The sequence below is a fragment of the Cellulophaga sp. RHA19 genome, from assembly GCF_002813425.1.
Lineage (GTDB): Bacteria > Bacteroidota > Bacteroidia > Flavobacteriales > Flavobacteriaceae > Cellulophaga.
In genome coordinates this window covers 1,685,001-1,701,968 of record NZ_PHUL01000001.1, presented here as the reverse complement: position 1 = coordinate 1,701,968, position 16,968 = coordinate 1,685,001, and the positions used below count along the sequence as shown (strand labels likewise).

Annotated in this window: 14 protein-coding genes; 13 read left to right on the top strand and 1 reads right to left on the bottom strand. The window is 31.6% G+C overall.

The features are described 5' to 3' along the window. The first annotated feature begins 240 nt into the window (after positions 1-240). The gene (gene ubiE, locus AX016_RS07515; RefSeq protein ID WP_100895024.1) at positions 241-969 is read left to right on the top strand and encodes a bifunctional demethylmenaquinone methyltransferase/2-methoxy-6-polyprenyl-1,4-benzoquinol methylase UbiE; all 729 of its coding nucleotides are present in this window, start codon (positions 241-243) and stop codon (positions 967-969) included. Positions 970-983: 14 nt separating this feature from the next. Continuing rightward, entirely contained in the window at positions 984-1,679 is a 696-nt protein-coding gene (porT, locus tag AX016_RS07510; RefSeq protein ID WP_100895023.1) for a type IX secretion/gliding motility protein PorT/SprT, read from the top strand. A gap of 5 nt (positions 1,680-1,684) precedes the next feature. Here the strand turns inward: porT and AX016_RS07505 are convergent, their stop codons facing one another. Further along, on the bottom strand, positions 1,685-2,413 hold the full coding sequence (locus AX016_RS07505) for a TrmH family RNA methyltransferase (protein ID WP_100895022.1): 729 nt from the start codon (positions 2,411-2,413) through the stop codon (positions 1,685-1,687). A gap of 24 nt (positions 2,414-2,437) precedes the next feature. On the opposite strand from AX016_RS07505, the gene tamL reads away from it, so the two are divergent. The 11 genes from tamL to AX016_RS07450 all read left to right on the top strand — a co-directional run bounded on the left by tamL (position 2,438) and on the right by AX016_RS07450 (position 16,802). Next, positions 2,438-5,014 carry a translocation and assembly module lipoprotein TamL gene (tamL, locus tag AX016_RS07500; protein WP_100895021.1) on the top strand — a complete coding sequence of 859 codons (2,577 nt, stop codon included), beginning with the start codon at positions 2,438-2,440 and terminating at the stop codon, positions 5,012-5,014. A 58-nt stretch (positions 5,015-5,072) separates the two neighbouring features. Beyond that, on the top strand, positions 5,073-6,140 hold the full coding sequence (fbaA, locus tag AX016_RS07495) for a class II fructose-bisphosphate aldolase (protein ID WP_100895020.1): 1,068 nt from the start codon (positions 5,073-5,075) through the stop codon (positions 6,138-6,140). 32 nt (positions 6,141-6,172) lie between these two features. After that, positions 6,173-7,051 carry an acetyl-CoA carboxylase, carboxyltransferase subunit beta gene (accD, locus tag AX016_RS07490; RefSeq protein ID WP_100895019.1) on the top strand — a complete coding sequence of 293 codons (879 nt, stop codon included), beginning with the start codon at positions 6,173-6,175 and terminating at the stop codon, positions 7,049-7,051. A 260-nt stretch (positions 7,052-7,311) separates the two neighbouring features. Continuing rightward, positions 7,312-7,581 (top strand): 30S ribosomal protein S15, encoded by a 270-nt coding sequence (gene rpsO, locus AX016_RS07485; protein WP_072305038.1) that lies wholly within the window; start codon positions 7,312-7,314, stop codon positions 7,579-7,581. Positions 7,582-7,801: 220 nt separating this feature from the next. Next, complete coding sequence (locus AX016_RS07480) at positions 7,802-10,048, top strand: polyribonucleotide nucleotidyltransferase (RefSeq protein WP_100895018.1); 2,247 nt, start codon at positions 7,802-7,804, stop codon at positions 10,046-10,048. A 155-nt stretch (positions 10,049-10,203) separates the two neighbouring features. Continuing rightward, the gene (locus tag AX016_RS07475; RefSeq protein ID WP_100895017.1) at positions 10,204-10,911 is read left to right on the top strand and encodes a VWA domain-containing protein; all 708 of its coding nucleotides are present in this window, start codon (positions 10,204-10,206) and stop codon (positions 10,909-10,911) included. Positions 10,912-11,236: 325 nt separating this feature from the next. Then, on the top strand, positions 11,237-12,043 hold the full coding sequence (gene proC / locus AX016_RS07470) for a pyrroline-5-carboxylate reductase (RefSeq protein ID WP_100895016.1): 807 nt from the start codon (positions 11,237-11,239) through the stop codon (positions 12,041-12,043). Positions 12,044-12,045: 2 nt separating this feature from the next. Next, positions 12,046-12,816: a glutamate 5-kinase gene (gene proB, locus AX016_RS07465; protein WP_100895015.1), complete on the top strand. Its 771-nt coding sequence runs from the start codon at positions 12,046-12,048 to the stop codon at positions 12,814-12,816. 10 nt (positions 12,817-12,826) lie between these two features. Next, positions 12,827-14,026: a glutamate-5-semialdehyde dehydrogenase gene (locus tag AX016_RS07460; protein ID WP_100895014.1), complete on the top strand. Its 1,200-nt coding sequence runs from the start codon at positions 12,827-12,829 to the stop codon at positions 14,024-14,026. 242 nt (positions 14,027-14,268) lie between these two features. After that, on the top strand, positions 14,269-15,702 hold the full coding sequence (locus tag AX016_RS07455) for a glycosyltransferase (RefSeq protein ID WP_100895013.1): 1,434 nt from the start codon (positions 14,269-14,271) through the stop codon (positions 15,700-15,702). 236 nt (positions 15,703-15,938) lie between these two features. Next, positions 15,939-16,802, top strand: a complete 864-nt coding sequence (locus AX016_RS07450) for a sigma-70 family RNA polymerase sigma factor (protein ID WP_013620242.1) — start codon at positions 15,939-15,941, stop codon at positions 16,800-16,802. Positions 16,803-16,968: the final 166 nt, after the last annotated feature.

Sequence of the window (16,968 nt, the reverse complement as noted above, 5' to 3'; positions counted from 1 at the left end):
CAAAACTACTCAATTTTAAACAATTCGCCATTATATAGACATAAAAACAAATAATAACTGTAATTGTAATAAAACTGTGTTATTTATTTATTTCATAAGCCGTTAACTTACTCATTTACAACCCTTATTTTTTAAACGCTTAATACACTTTTATATTACATACTAGCCAGCATTAGCTCTTTTAAGGATGTAAAAGATATTAAATGTAACCTTTGTAGTATCTTTGCAAAAAAAATAACAATGGCAGAAAAAGTTACTCCTTATAAAGATTCTGAACTTGGGAAAAAGGAACAGGTTACACAAATGTTTGATACCATTTCTAAGAATTATGATGGCTTAAACAGAGTAATTTCTTTTGGAATAGATATTAAATGGCGCAAAAGAGTGGTTAATCTTTTAAAAGCCAAAAAACCTAAAACCATTTTAGATATTGCTACAGGCACAGGTGACCTTGCTATTAATCTTACAAAAACAGGCGCTACTAAAATTACAGGTTTAGATATTTCTCCTGGTATGTTAGATGTTGGCAAACAAAAAGTAGCTGCTAAAAATTTAAACAACACCATAGATATGATTATTGGTGATAGTGAAAATTTACCTTTTGGTGATAACTCTTTTGATGCCATAACCGTAGCCTTTGGTGTGCGTAATTTTGAAAACCTAGACAAAGGACTAACAGAAATTTTACGTGTATTAAAACCAAAAGGGACTTTTGTTGTTTTAGAAACTTCTGTACCAACAAAAACACCTTTTAAACAAGGTTATAAATTTTACACAAAATACATACTACCTACCATTGGTAAAATGTTCTCTAAAGACCGTACTGCATACTCTTATTTATCTGAATCTGCATCTATTTTTCCTCACGGAAAAGAGTTCAACAATATTTTACAAAAAAATGGGTTTATATCTATAGAGAATAAGCCGCAAACTTTTGGAGTTGCATCCATTTACGTTGCATCTAAATAAGATATGAAAATCCAATGAAAAAAATTCTGTTTCTTTTTTTGTGCCTTTTTATTACTGCTAGCACTATAAATGCGCAGTTTAATGAAGATCCTATTCTAAATTTAGAGTCCGAAGATTTACGCCCTTTAAACTGGGGATACTTTTTAGGTTTTAACCAATACGACTTTAAATTTGACTATAAAGATGATTTAGGTGATGTTTTAGTTGATAAATCTATGGGATTTAACGTAGGTTTAATTGGAGAACTTAGATTAAACGATTTTTTAGATCTACGTTTTGAACCTGGTTTACATTACACAAAAAGAACATTAGGGTTTAGAGGTTTTACAGATGTTAATGATGCCATTAGAGAAATAAAAAGCACCTACATAAACTTTCCGCTTTTACTTAAAGTAAGCACAAGAAGAATAGGAAACTGGAAACCTTATATTATTGGTGGAGCATCTACATCTATGAATTTAAGCGCCAATGAAGATAGCGTAGAAGATAATAGTAGTGCTACATTTAGAATGAAGAAAGCTACCTATTATTATGAAATGGGTTTTGGAATAGATTTTTACCTAGAGTATTTTAAGTTTTCACCTTCTATTAGAGGTGTTTTTGCTATTAACAATGAGTTGGTACCAGATGCAGACCCTAATAGTCCTTGGACAGGAAATATTAACTCTATGAAAACAAGAGGTATTTTTATAAACTTTACTTTTGAGTAACACCCTTAAGCTCCTCTTCTAATTTCGTTTAGTAAAATTGCTGTTGCTGTTGCTACATTTAAACTCTCTGTAGTTTTTGCTCCGTATTGTGGTATGCTTATTTTTTTAGTTATTAGTTCTTCAACTGCTGCAGAAACACCGTTGGCTTCATTTCCCATTACCAAAACACCATTTTCTACTGCAAAACTTTCTTTGTACACATTTTTTCCGTCCATAAAAGCACCATAAACCGGCATTTTTGTCGATTTTAAAAACGCTTCTAAATCACCATACACAATATTAACCCTTGCTAAAGAACCCATTGTTGCCTGTAATGTTTTTGGATTGTAACAATCTACAGTTTGGGTAGAACAAAATAAGTTAGTGATACCAAACCAGTCACACAACCTTATTATAGTACCTAAATTTCCAGGATCACGAACATCATCTACAGCAACAACCCAATTATTTGTAGTAATCTTTTTTTCTTTAGGCTGATGAAAAACAGCTAAAATATTATTAGGAGTTTTTAAGGCACTTATCTTTTTTAAATCAGCAGTAGAAACTAACTCACTTTTAAAAGTTTCATCCTCTAAAACAGTAGAACTTGTTGTATAAATTGCATAAGGCTTTATGTTGGCCTTTACCAACTCTTTTACCGTCTTTACCCCTTCTACTACAAACAATTTATGCTCTGTTCGGTGCTTTTTTTGCTGTAGATTCTTTATAAATTTTATTTGGCTTTTACTAACCATACAAATAATGTATTTTTGAACTCTATGAAAATGCGCTTACGTAACACAAAACATTTTGCTAAAATAAGTTTATTATTGCTAGTTATAGCAATAACATCTTGTAATGCGCTAAAAAAAGTAGAAGATGACGAGCTTTTATTAACAAAAAACACCATTACTGCTGATGGTAAAAAAATAAAAAGCGAAGAAGCATTTAGCTTAATTTCTCAAAAACCAAATAGTAATTTATTAGGTTATCCATTACGTTTAAACTTATACAACCTGGCTAAAGATAACCCAGACTCTTTGTACCAAGTTTGGTTGCATAAAAAACCCAAACGCGTAGAACGTTTAAATAAATTTTTATCTAAAAAACAGGTAGATGGCCTAGGAGAATCTTTTATGGTAAAAGGTGCCAGTCAATGGCTAAAAAACATAGGAGAATCTCCTGCAATTATAGACACATCTAAATCTGCAAAATCTGCAAAACTTTTAAAGTCTTATTATGATAGTAAAGGGTATTTTGACACTAAATCATCATACCAAATAGACTCTATTAATAAAAAACAGCGTGCACATATTAATTACAAGTTACAACTTGGAGACCCATATATTATAGATAGCATAACTAAAACCATCAGTTCTAAAACATTAGACTCCATCTACAATTTAAATGTAGAAAACTCTTTTTTAAAAGAAAACGAACAATACAACGCCTCTAACTTATATAAAGAAAGAGAGCGTTTAACTAACTTGTTTAGAAATACAGGAATATTTAATTTTCAAGAAAACTCTATTATTTATGACATTCCTAGTGACAGTACACTAAAACCAATCTCTAAAAAAATGGAGGTTGAGCTACGTATTAGCAACCTTAAGCAAAGAGGAGAAAACAAACTAACAGAATATAAAATTTACAAGTTTGACACTATAAATATTTATACAGATTATTTTTTTGGAGATGATATTTCTAAAATGAAATCTATTAAATATGACAACTATACACTTTTTTACAAAGACAAGTTAAAGTATAAACCTAAAGCTATAACTAATGCCATTTTTATAAAAAAAGATAGTATTTACAGAGAAATAAATAAGTCTAGAACGTACAAACAAATAAGTAATTTAAATACGTTTAAATACCCTAACATTACTTTTGACACTTTAACAAGTAAGCTTAATACAAATATTTATTTATCACCTTTAAAAAAATACACTCTAGAAACTAACGTAGAAGGTACACACTCTAACATACAAAGACTTGGCGCTGCTCTTAGCACATCTTTAAATATTAAAAATGTTTTTGGTGGCGCAGAAACACTTAGTATATCCGCTCGTGGTTCTGTTGGTGTTTTAAGTGAAGTTAACAATCCTAATGAGAACTCTGTCTCCGAAATTGGGGCAGATGTTAATTTAACTGTACCTAGAATATGGATGCCTTTTAAAACTAAAAAAATTATACCTCCTTATATGTTACCACAAACAAGAATGGTAATTGGTACAAATTTTCAGAAAAACATAGGTTTAGATAAGCAAAATTTTAATGCTATTTTAGGATACAACTGGTCTCCTTCTCAATTTAAAAAAAATTCTTTAGAATTAATAAATGTACAGTTTATTAGAAATTTAAACCCTGGTAGGTTTTACAATGTATACCAAAGTACATACAGCAGACTAGATAAAATTGCAGATGATTACCAAGACAACCCTGCCTTAAGTGCGTTTTTTGAAACATCTGATAGCGATTCTGACCCAAAACTAATAATTCCTACCGGTACAAGTGGCTTTATAGACCAGGTTTTAAACCAAGGTTTAATACCTACAACATCTAGTGATTATAAAGAGGTTAGTAGTATAGATGAAAGAGAAAAAAGACTAACAGAAAACAACCTAATTTTTGCTACAAGTTTTTCTTATTCTAAAGACAGCAGAAATGGTGTTAACGACAATGATTTTCATCAATTTAAAATAAAGGTAGAAAGTGCTGGTAACTTATTATCTCTATTATCTGGCGTTACAGAATTTAAGAAAAATGAAAATGGACATAAAGAGATTTTTGGAGTTCCTTTTTCTCAGTATATAAAAACAGATTTTGACTATATTAAGCACTGGAGTTTTCCGTCTCAAAACGTTTTAGCCTTTAGAGGTTTTCTAGGGATAGCAGTACCTTATGGCAACTCTAACAGTATACCTTTTGCAAAAAGTTACTTTGCTGGCGGCTCTAATGACAACCGTGCCTGGAACGCCTATTCTTTAGGACCAGGAAGCACACAATCTTTAAATGATTTTAATGAAGCCAACCTAAAAATTGCAGCAAATTTAGAATTTAGATTCCCTATTGCAGGTAGTATAAAAGGCGCTTTATTTGCAGATGCAGGTAATATTTGGAACGTATTTGATAACGAAGAAAATGAAGATGCAATCTTTAAAGATTTCAATTCTTTAGAAGAAATAGCATTAGGTACAGGCTTTGGTTTAAGGTATGATTTTACATTCTTTGTACTACGTTTAGATACTGGTTTTAAAACATATAATCCAGAGTTAGAAGCATCAAAAAGATGGTTTAATGAATATAATTTTAGTAATGCCACAATAAACATTGGTGTTAATTATCCTTTTTAACCCTAAATATTTTATTACTTTTGCTTTGTTAATCTAATAAAATACCAACACATAAAGTATGGCTCACAACATTAAACCTGGAGTTGCTACAGGCGACCAAGTACAAGAAATTTTTAACTACGCAAAAGAAAAAGGCTTTGCCTTACCTGCAGTTAATGTAATTGGATCTGACACAATTAATAGTGTTATGGAAACAGCAGCAAGCTTAAACGCTCCTGTAATTATTCAATTCTCTAACGGAGGTGCTCAATTTAACGCTGGTAAAGGGTTATCTAATGAAGACCAAAAAGCAGCTATTGCTGGTGCAGTTGCAGGTGCAAAACACGTGCATGAATTAGCAAAAGTTTACGGTGCTACTGTTATTTTGCACACAGACCACTGTGCTAAAAAACTATTACCCTGGATAGATGGTTTATTAGATGCTAGTGAAGCACATTATAAAGAAACAGGAAAATCTTTATTTAGTTCTCATATGATAGATTTATCTGAAGAGCCAATTGAAGAAAACATAGAAATTTGTAAAGAGTATCTTGCTAGAATGGCAAAAATGGATATGACTTTAGAAATTGAATTAGGTATTACTGGTGGAGAAGAAGATGGTGTAGATAATTCTGATGTAGATGATTCTAAACTATACACACAACCAGAAGAAGTTGCTTATGCTTACGAAGAACTATCTAAAGTAAGCCCTAAGTTTACAATTGCTGCTGCATTTGGTAATGTACACGGTGTGTATAAGCCAGGTAATGTAAAATTAACTCCAAAAATTTTATTAAATTCACAGGAGTATATCACTAAAAAGTACAATGTAGAAGAAAATCATATTGATTTTGTTTTTCACGGAGGATCTGGTTCTACATTAGAAGAAATTAGAGAAGCAATTGGTTACGGAGTAATAAAAATGAATATTGATACAGATTTACAATACGCATTTTTAGAAGGTGTTAGAGATTATGTATTGGGTAAAAAAGACTATTTACAAGCACAAATAGGAAACCCAGATGGTGCAGATGTACCTAATAAAAAGTTTTACGATCCAAGAGTTTGGCTTCGTGAAGGAGAGAAAACGTTTAGTACACGTTTAAAGAAAGCATTTGAGGATCTTAATAATGTAAATACATTATAATAAAAGATCCCCACTTAATTTAATATTATTTTATGTCGGCTTGGTTTAAAAGAAAAGAAAAAGGAATACAAACAGCTACAGAAGAGAAAAAAGACACTCCTAAAGGATTGTGGTATAAATCTCCAACAGGTAAAATTGTTGAATCTGAAGTTTTAGCAAAGAATTTTTACGTTAGTCCAGAAGATGACTACCACGTAAGAATAGGAAGTAAGGAATATTTTGAAATACTTTTTGATGATAATAAGTTTAAAGAATTAGACGAAAAACTATCATCTAAAGACCCTTTAAAGTTTGAAGATACTAAGAAGTATGTAGATCGCTTAAAAGCAGCCGAGAAAAAAACAGGGCTACAAGACGCTGTTAGAACTGCAATAGGTAAATCTAATGGTAGTGATATTGTTATTGCTTGTATGGATTTTAGCTTTATTGGTGGCTCTATGGGAAGCGTTGTTGGTGAAAAAATAGCAAGAGCTATAGATTTTGCTATAAAAAAGAAGGTTCCTTTTATGATGATTTCAAAATCTGGAGGAGCACGTATGATGGAGGCTGCATTGTCTCTTATGCAACTTGCAAAAACATCTGTTAAGTTAGCGCAATTAGCAGAGGCTAATTTGCCATACATTTCTTTATGTACAGACCCAACAACTGGTGGTACTACAGCATCTTATGCAATGTTAGGTGATATTAATATATCTGAGCCTGGAGCCTTAATTGGTTTTGCAGGTCCTAGAATTGTAAAAGATACTACAGGTAAAGACCTTCCAGAAGGTTTTCAGTCTGCAGAATTTTTAAAAGAGCACGGATTTTTAGATTTTATTACACATAGAAGAGATTTAAAACAAAAAATAAATCTTTATCTAGATTTGATACAAAACAACCCTGTTCGTAAACAAAAACCTATTTCTGCTTAAGTCAAAATAGATTTTTACAATACTTTAATCCTTGCTTCTAGACGCTATTAATAGTTTATATAAGCAAGGATTATTTTTTTAAAACTGTGTAATACTTAAAAAAGTAGTTAGTAAACTTTATAATGGTTTATAAAATTAATGCCTTTATTAAAGTTTAAAAAATATTTTATTCAAGAATAAAAGTCTCACAAATAAATTGTACATTTGCGGCTTGATTGAGATTCAGTCATATACATAAAAATCATTAAACAAATATTGGAATGTATTTAACAAAAGAAGTAAAAACCGAAATCTTTAAGAAACACGGTAAAAACGAAAAAGATTCTGGTACTGCAGAAGCACAAATTGCTTTGTTTACACACAGAATTAACCACTTAACTGGTCACTTAAGAAGAAATCACAAAGATTACAACACTGAGCGTTCTCTAGTTAAATTGGTAGGTAAAAGAAGAAGTCTTCTAGATTACTTAATCAAAAAAGATATTGTACGTTACCGTGCAATTATTGCAGAATTAGGTATTAGAAAATAATACATCAAGGGAAAGCATTGCTTTCCCTTTTTTTATACCAGCTAATTTATAATAATTATCTTAGCTAAAATTTAAAAGACCTTGTAGTAGTATAAGGCAAACTAAAAGCTTATTTATAGTTTTTCATTGGTCAACACAACAACACAACACCTCGTCTAACAAGACGTAAGACCATTGTTTAACAAGCCTTAAATAAAATATAAGGCTTTAAAAAAAATTTATGATTCCAAAAGTATTTAAAGAGGTCATAGACCTTGGGGACGGTAGAGAAATTTCTATTGAAACCGGAAAATTAGCAAAACAGGCCCACGGTTCTGTTGTTGTTCAATCTGGAAATTGTATGTTACTGTGTACGTTAGTATCTAACTACAAACAAAGTGATGTAGATTTTCTTCCTTTAACGGTAGATTACCGTGAAAAGTTTGCTTCTGCAGGTCGTTACCCAGGAGGTTTCTTTAAAAGAGAAGCAAGACCTAGTGATGGTGAAGTTTTAACTATGCGTTTAGTAGACCGTGTTTTACGTCCACTTTTCCCAAAAGATTACCATGCAGAAACTCAAGTTATGATACAGTTAATGTCTCATGACGAAAACGTAATGCCAGACGCTATGGCTGGTTTAGCTGCTTCTGCTGCTATTCAGTTATCAGATGTTCCTTTTGAAACTCCTATTTCTGAAGCAAGAGTTGGTCGTATTAATGGTGAATTTATCATTAACCCAACTAGAGCTCAATTAGAAGAATCTGACATTGATATGATGATTGGTGCCTCTGCCGACTCTGTAATGATGGTAGAAGGTGAAATGCTAGAAATTTCTGAAGAAGAAATGGCAGAAGCTATTAAATTTGCTCATGAAGCTATTAAAGCACAATGTGCAGCTCAAGTAAAATTAGCTGAGGCATTTGGTAAAAAAGATACACGTGAATATGATGCTGAAAGATCTGATGATGATTTAGCAAAGAAAATTCATGATATGGCATATGACAAAGTATATGCTGTAGCTAAGGCTGGTTCTTCTAAACACGAGAGAACTACTGCTTTTGGCGAAATTAAAGAAGAAATTAAAGCTACTTTTTCTGAAGAAGAATTAGCAGATTACGGTGGCTTGGTATCTAAATATTATGCTAAGGCAGAAAAAGCTGCAATACGTAACTTAACTTTAGATGAAGGTTTACGTTTAGATGGTCGTAAGACTGATGAAATTAGACCAATCTGGTGTGAGGTAGACTACCTACCATCTACCCACGGTTCTTCTATTTTTACACGTGGAGAAACTCAAGCTTTAGCAACAGTTACTTTAGGTACATCTAGAGAAGCAAACCAAATAGATATGCCATCTTACGAAGGTGAAGAGCGTTTTTATTTACATTACAACTTCCCTCCTTTCTCAACTGGTGAGGCACGTCCTTTAAGAGGTACTTCTCGTCGTGAGGTTGGTCACGGTAATTTAGCACAACGTGCTTTAAAAAATATGGTTCCTGCAGATTGTCCTTACACTGTACGTGTAGTATCTGAAGTATTAGAATCTAACGGTTCTTCTTCTATGGCAACTGTTTGTGCTGGTACAATGGCATTAATGGATGCGGGTGTACAACTTAAAAAGCCGGTTTCTGGTATTGCTATGGGATTAATTTCTGATGCAGAAACAGGTAAATACGCTGTATTATCTGATATTTTAGGTGATGAAGATCACTTAGGAGATATGGACTTTAAAGTTACTGGTACTGCAGACGGTATTACTGCTTGCCAAATGGATATTAAAGTAAAAGGTCTTTCTTATGAAATTCTTGTAAACGCTTTAAAACAAGCTCGTGATGGTCGTTTACATATCTTAGGAAAATTAACAGATACTATTTCTGCTCCTGCTGGAGATGTTAAGTCTCACTCACCAAAAATGATCACTAGAAGAATTCCTAACGAATTTATTGGTGCATTAATTGGTCCAGGTGGTAAAGTTATTCAAGAGCTTCAAAAAGAAACAGGTACAACTATTGTTATCAATGAAGATCCTGTTACTGAAGAAGGTGTTGTAGAAATTTTAGGTACAGGACAAGATGGTATTGATGCTGTTTTAGCTAAAATTGACTCTTTACTGTTTAAGCCAGAAAAAGGTAGTGTATACGAAGTAAAAGTAATTAAAATGTTAGATTTTGGTGCTGTTGTAGAATATACAGAAGCTCCAGGAAACGAAGTTTTATTACACGTATCTGAGTTAGCTTGGGAGCGTACAGAAAATGTTACTGATGTTGTAAATATGGGTGACGTTTTTGATGTAAAATACTTTGGTGTAGACCCAAGAACACGTAAAGAAAAAGTATCTAGAAAAGCTTTATTACCTAAACCAGAAGGTTATGTAGAAAGAGCTCCTAGAGAAAATAAAGGACGTAATGACAACAGAGGTAGAGATAATCGCGGACGTGATAATCGTCGTGACGATCGCAAACCTAGAGAAGATAAAAAAGAAGATTAATTTTTAGTTTTCTCAAAATAACAAAAGTCCAACAATTTAAATTTGTTGGGCTTTTTTTTATTCTAAATTTTCCAAATAGCATTTAAAACTTATACTTTTAAAGTTACAAACACAAAATAATAGTACTTTAGCTTATCAATATAAAATAGCATAAAATGAAAACAAGAAGAACACTAGCCGCATTAACACTACTAATTACCTGTACACTATTACAGTCTTGTTACGTTGCTAAAAAATCTAATGACTTTTTTGGAATTGAAACCTCTAACCTTAACACTTTGTATCTTATAGATGTATCTGGAAGTATGGAAGGTATAGATGAAGGCTCTATAAAAGATCAAGTAATGAGAGAAGCTGGTAACAAAGCAGGCAATCAGGTGAGTAAAGTTATTGGTGGTAAAATTGGAAATTTACTAGGTAAGCAAGTAACCAAAGAAGCTACAAAATTAGGCGCTGTAAAACGCAAATTAATACCTGCTATTAAAGGTTTACCAGATGGCAAAAAATTTGTTGTTTTTACTTTTAATAATGATGTTACAAAACAAGCTACAGGATTTAGGGTTGCAAGTAACACTTCTAGAACATCATCAAACATTTTTGTTCAAAATTTAAAAGCTAACGGAGGCACCAATACGCTAGAAGGTTTGCTAGAAGCATTATCTACGACAGACGTGCAAGAAATTGTTTTAATGAGTGACGGCTTACCTAACAGCGGGCCAGAATCTGTATTAGAAGAAATTAGAAAAGTAAATACCAACAATATTATTATACATACTATTGCTTTTGGTGAAGATGCAGACTTAAACTTTATGAGGACTTTAGCTCAAGAAAACAATGGTGTTTCAATCACCTCTAAAATGTAAGTATAAGCAAAAAATAGCGTTTGCTACACAAGTCAAAAAAACTCAAAAAAAAGCCTTAAAATTAATATTTTAAGGCTTTTTTTATATAAAACAGTCATTTTTTATTAAAAACAGTCATTTTTACGCGACAGTCTGTCACCTCTAAATCATCAAAATTAAACTTCAAATTTAAAATATTTCAAACATTTTGCATATCAATTAACAACATCACAATCTAAATGTATATCATTAACAGATTAATGATTCCTTAAAATTAGATTTTGTTATCTGGACTCTCGCATAGTCCTTGTGCCATTAAGTGTATATAAAACAATATATACACAAAATGAAAGTATTAGTAATTGGTGCAGGTAATATGGGATTAACATACTCAGAAGGTATGTCTAAATCTCCACTTTTAAACAAACACAAACTTAGAATTTACGACACCGATCCAAAAAAAATTGAAACCCTTAGAGAAAATCCAGCATTTAATGTTTTTAAAAGCCTAGAAGATTGTTTACCACAATCTGATTTAATTTTTATTGCTGTAAAGCCTTTTCATAGTGATGATTTGTTTGCTAAAATGAAAACTATGCTTAACAATCAGCAAATAATTGTATCCTTAATGGCTGGGGTTACTATACAATCTATTCAAGAGAGGTTAGCTATAACCAAAGTAATACGTACAATGCCTAATTTACCGGCACAAGTTGGTAAAGGGGTTACATCGTACACAGAATCTAAAGATGTTTCTAAAATAGAACTATTAATGGTTCGTAATTTGTTAGACACTACCGGAACATCAATCCACGTTAAAACAGAAAATTTTATAGATGCTTCTACAGGTATTTCTGGTAGCGGACCTGCCTATGTATTTTATTTTATGCAATCTATGTTAGAGGCTGCTTTAAAAATGGGATTCTCAGACTATGATTCTAAAGTTCTTGTGAGTAGCACTTTTGAAGGCGCTATAGAACTATTTAACCAAAATGACATATCACCTAAAAAATGGATAGATCGTGTTGCTTCTAAAGGTGGTACAACCCAAGCTGCAATAGACTCTATGGAAGACAACAATGTAAAACAGCTTATACAAGATGCTGCTTACGCCGCATTTAATAGAGCCATAGAAATGGGTAAAGAAAAATAAAAATGGAAGTAAAAAGAGTAGTTGTAAAAGTAGGTACTAATGTACTTACAAATAAAGACAATAGAATTTTAGGGCCAATTTTAAAAGAACTTGTACGCCAAATCTCTGTTTTATATGAAAGAGATATCATGGTTGTGTTGGTATCATCTGGATCTGCAATTGCAGGAAAAGAAATATTAGGGGAAACTAATATCACAGACAAATCTACAAGAAGACAAGTGTACTCTTCTGTTGGTCAACCAAGATTAATGAGGCATTATTACAGTCTTTTTAGTGATTACGGTATGCGATGTGCGCAGGTATTAGCAACTAAAAGAGATTTTGATTTAGGAATACATAGGGACAATATGATTAATTGTTATGAAGGTTTACTGTCTGAAGGCATAATACCAATTGCCAATGAAGATGATGCTGTTTCTGTAACAATGTCTATATTTTCTGACAATGATGAATTAGCAAGCTTAGTTGCCGAGTTAATAGATGCTGATAGACTTATTATTTTATCAGATACTGATGGCTTATATACTGGACACCCAGACGATAAAAACTCTAAAAAAATTAGCCAAGTTACACATGATCAAGATGTAGAACAATATGTTAAAGCAAGTGGAAAAAAAGAAGGAGAAGGCCGTGGTGGTATGGCTTCAAAATTAAAAATAGCTAAAAGCACCGCTAAAAAAGAGATTCCTACTTACATAGCAAATGGTAAAAAACAAAATGTTATTGTAGATATTATTGATAACAAAAAAATAGGAACAAAATTTATTCATTAAAATAAAAAATATGAAATTATTAAGCTCCAAAATAAAAAATGACGTTCTAGAGTCAATGATTAAAATTATTGATAATGACAGAGAAAAAATTCTAGAAGAGAATAAAAAAGATATTGAAGCTTTTAACAAAGAAGATCAAGCACTTTTAGACCGTTTAATAGTTAATAATAGCAAAATAGACGGAATGATTAAAGCTATTACGGAAGTAAAAAACCAAGAAGACCCTGTTAATCAAGAAATATCTAGCCTAACTTTAGATAGTGGATTAGTAGTTACCAACAAAACAGCCCCATTTGGCACTATACTTATTATTTACGAGTCTAGACCAGATGTTACAATAGAGGCTGCAGTTTTAGCTTTTAAAGCAAACAATAAAATTTTATTAAAAGGAGGTAAAGAAGCCCTATACAGTAACAACATACTAGAAAAGTGTTGGCATAAAGCATTAGAAGAAAATAATGTATCTACAGACTGGATTAAGCTTTTACACTTAAAAAGAGAAGAAACACAAGATTTTTTAAAAAACCCTCCTGAAAAGCTAGATTTAATTGTGCCTAGAGGAGGCGAACGTTTAATAAAATTTGTAAAAGAACATACTAGTTGTGCTGTTTTAGTAAGTGGTCGTGGTAATAATTTTTTATATGTTGCTGAAGATGCAAACTGGACTAAAGCAATAAATGTAATTGTAAACGCAAAAACTGATAAAATATCTGGTTGTAACGCATTAGATAAAGTGTTAATTAATAAAAACATTACTAATTACGAGGCTAAAATTAAAGAGTTAGAGCAAGTATTAGATCAACTAAATGTTAGTATTATAACAGATAACAAAACGTCTAAAATAATACCCAATAACCAAGAGATTAAAAAAAATAGTACTTGGTCTCAAGAATTTTTATCATTAAAAATTCTTATTGGTGAGGTTGCCAATTTAGATGATGCTATAAAAAAAATTAATACTTACTCTGGTGGTCACTCTGCTGCTATTTTAACTGAGGACAAACAAAAAGCAGATACATTTATGCAACAAGTAGACAGTGCAGCTGTATACCATAATGCATCAACCAGATTTACAGATGGCGGACAAATGGGTGTTGGTGCTGAGCTTGCAATTAGTACTGATAAATTACACCATAGAGGGCCACTTGGATTAAAACAATTGGTAACTAATAAATATTATGTCTTTGGAGACGGACACATAAGAGAATAGGCATAAAACATAGGTTTACCTCAGTAAAAAGAGACTATTTCTAATATTAGAAACAGTCTCTTTTCTGCTGTTACATAAGTAAAGACAATATCAAATTCCTTATTCTTTAACAAGTCTTTAACATTTTAAAGTCAAATACAATCTTTTTCTTAAGATATTCATAAATAAAAAAATAGAAAAATCTAAAATGGCATTGCGTTCGTAAAACTAAGAGAGAACAGAGTTAATAAACTATAATAATTATGAACACTATACCTATGCTATTAAAAACTTCATATCAAAAGACTGCTACTATTTTTCAGGATTTTAAAACATCTGTAGACGAAAAAGTAAGTGCTTCAAAAGAAAATAATTCATTGGCCATATTAGTATTAACTACTACATTTTTATTATTACTGGGGTCTATTTACTATATGGTAACTTTTCAAAACGATTTCCTTCAATTTAACCAAGACAGAACAAATTCTACTTTTGGATTAATATTTATGGGCATTGCCACTACCCTATTAGTTTTTAAAGTTGCTTTTTTCTTATTTGTGCTTTACAGATATTTTAAATATAAACCTATTGAGTCTGTTTCTGATGATAAATTACCAACAGTTACAGTTATAGTTCCTGCTTATAATGAAGGTAAACAGGTGTATGATACTTTAGTTAGCTTAATAAATAGTGATTTCCCTAAACAAAAACTACAGTTAATTTCTATTGATGATGGTAGTGCAGATGACACTTGGGATTGGATGCAAAAAGCAAAACAAAGGTTAGGTGATAGTGTAGAAATATACCAACAACCAGAAAATAAAGGAAAAAGACACGCTTTATATCGTGGTTTTAATATAGGTACAGGAGATGTTTTTGTTACTGTAGATAGTGATTCTATAGTAGACGCAGATACACTACGTAATTTAGTTAGCCCATTTGTTGTTAATGATAAAGTAGGTGCTGTTGCAGGTAACATTAGAGTATTAAATAAAGCTAAAGCACTAATACCAAAAATGTTAGATGTTAGTTTTGTTTTAAGTTTTGAGTTTGTACGTTCTGCAGAAAGCACATTAAATTCTGTTTTATGTACGCCAGGAGCATTGGCTGCTTACCGTAGTTCTGCTGTTTTTAAAATATTACCAAAGTGGATTAACCAAACTTTTATGGGAAAACCATCGGATATTGGAGAAGATAGAGCTATGACAAATATGATTTTAAAAGAAGGTAACCACGTACTTTTTCAAAGAAACGCAAATGCATACACTAACGTGCCAGAAAAATACAAAGGACTTTACAAAATGTTTATTAGATGGGGAAGAAGTAATGTACGTGAAAACATAGAAATGGCTAAATATGTATTTACAAACTTCAGAAAAGAATCTAAAGCTGGTTCTAGATTGTTGTTTTTAAATCAATCTATAAAAATAATAATGAGCTACCCATTTTTAATATTTATGTTATTCTTTGTAGCAACGCATCCACTATTATTTTTAAGCTCTACGTTATTTAGCATACTAATTTTATCTACTTTCTCTGTTATATTTTATTCTAACAAGTACAAGCCACAAGAATCTTTATGGGCTTATACATATAGTATTCTATACACGTTTGGCTTATTCTGGATTACTCCTTATGCAATAGCAACAGCAAGTAGAAGAGGTTGGCTAACTCGTGGATTAGCAGAAAAAAAATAGTTTTAAAAGACTAAAAATAATTTTTAAAAGTAGATATATACATCATATATCTACTTTTTTTATATCTGAATATTAACACATTAGAAAAAAAAAGTAGACATTTTATAAGGTTAAAGTGTTTATTTCGACGAATTAATAAGAAAAAGATAAAATTAACATTACCAAAATGTAACATTTCTTGTTTTTCTACGTATAAGTATATGCAGCCCTTTGGTTGCGCGTAAATTATATATTAAATGAGACAGCTTAAAATTACAAAACAGGTTACCAACAGGGAAACCGCATCGCTAGATAAATATTTACAGGAAATTGGTAAGGTAGACTTAATTACTGCCGATGAAGAAGTAGAATTAGCACAGCGTATTAAAGCGGGAGACCAAGTAGCCTTAGAAAAATTAACTAAAGCAAACCTTAGGTTCGTAGTTTCTGTTGCTAAGCAATACCAAAATCAAGGTTTAACGTTACCAGATTTAATTAATGAAGGTAATTTAGGTCTTATTAAAGCTGCACAACGTTTTGATGAAACTCGTGGATTTAAATTTATCTCTTATGCTGTTTGGTGGATTCGTCAATCTATATTACAAGCATTAGCAGAGCAATCTCGTATTGTACGTTTACCATTAAATAAAATTGGATCTATAAATAAGATTAATAAAACTTTTGCTTTCTTAGAACAAGCACATGAGCGCAAGCCTTCTGCAGAAGAGATAGCTAAGGAATTAGATATGACCATTGAAGATGTAAAGCAGTCTTTAAAAAATTCTGGTCGTCACGTATCAATGGATGCTCCATTAATTGATGGTGAAGATTCTAACTTATATGATGTATTGCGCAGTGGCGAGTCTCCTAATCCAGATAGAGAGTTATTAATTGAATCTCTACGTACAGAAATAGAAAGAGCATTAGAAACACTAACACCAAGAGAAGCAGACGTTATACGTTTATACTTTGGTTTAGCAGAGCAACACTCTATGACTTTAGAAGAAATAGGAGAGACTTTTGATTTAACTAGAGAAAGAGTAAGACAAATTAAAGAAAAAGCTATTAGGAGGCTTAAACATACTTCTAGAAGCAAAATATTAAAAACATATCTTGGATAAACCATAACGGTTTAGAAGCGCAAATCATTTTTTTAACAACACATAACAACAGTAGTTGTCTTTTTGGTATAAAAATTGTAATTTGTGAACTGTAACAACAGTTTATCATGACTGTTCGTTTTTTGATTGATGAATGAACTCCGGCTGATTACCGGAGTTTTTCAAT

What these genes read in the sequence shown, in the direction of transcription:
- AX016_RS07505 (WP_100895022.1), bottom strand. Translation starts at nt 2,413, where the DNA reads ATGGTTAGTAAAAGCCAAATAAAATTTATAAAGAATCTACAGCAAAAA.
- accD (WP_100895019.1), top strand. Translation starts at nt 6,173, where the DNA reads ATGTCGGCTTGGTTTAAAAGAAAAGAAAAAGGAATACAAACAGCTACA.
- AX016_RS07460 (WP_100895014.1), top strand. Translation starts at nt 12,827, where the DNA reads ATGAAATTATTAAGCTCCAAAATAAAAAATGACGTTCTAGAGTCAATG.
- AX016_RS07455 (WP_100895013.1), top strand. Translation starts at nt 14,269, where the DNA reads ATGAACACTATACCTATGCTATTAAAAACTTCATATCAAAAGACTGCT.
- AX016_RS07450 (WP_013620242.1), top strand. Translation starts at nt 15,939, where the DNA reads ATGAGACAGCTTAAAATTACAAAACAGGTTACCAACAGGGAAACCGCA.
- tamL (WP_100895021.1), top strand. Translation starts at nt 2,438, where the DNA reads ATGAAAATGCGCTTACGTAACACAAAACATTTTGCTAAAATAAGTTTA.
- AX016_RS07475 (WP_100895017.1), top strand. Translation starts at nt 10,204, where the DNA reads ATGAAAACAAGAAGAACACTAGCCGCATTAACACTACTAATTACCTGT.
- porT (WP_100895023.1), top strand. Translation starts at nt 984, where the DNA reads ATGAAAAAAATTCTGTTTCTTTTTTTGTGCCTTTTTATTACTGCTAGC.
- ubiE (WP_100895024.1), top strand. Translation starts at nt 241, where the DNA reads ATGGCAGAAAAAGTTACTCCTTATAAAGATTCTGAACTTGGGAAAAAG.
- rpsO (WP_072305038.1), top strand. Translation starts at nt 7,312, where the DNA reads ATGTATTTAACAAAAGAAGTAAAAACCGAAATCTTTAAGAAACACGGT.
- proB (WP_100895015.1), top strand. Translation starts at nt 12,046, where the DNA reads ATGGAAGTAAAAAGAGTAGTTGTAAAAGTAGGTACTAATGTACTTACA.
- AX016_RS07480 (WP_100895018.1), top strand. Translation starts at nt 7,802, where the DNA reads ATGATTCCAAAAGTATTTAAAGAGGTCATAGACCTTGGGGACGGTAGA.
- fbaA (WP_100895020.1), top strand. Translation starts at nt 5,073, where the DNA reads ATGGCTCACAACATTAAACCTGGAGTTGCTACAGGCGACCAAGTACAA.
- proC (WP_100895016.1), top strand. Translation starts at nt 11,237, where the DNA reads ATGAAAGTATTAGTAATTGGTGCAGGTAATATGGGATTAACATACTCA.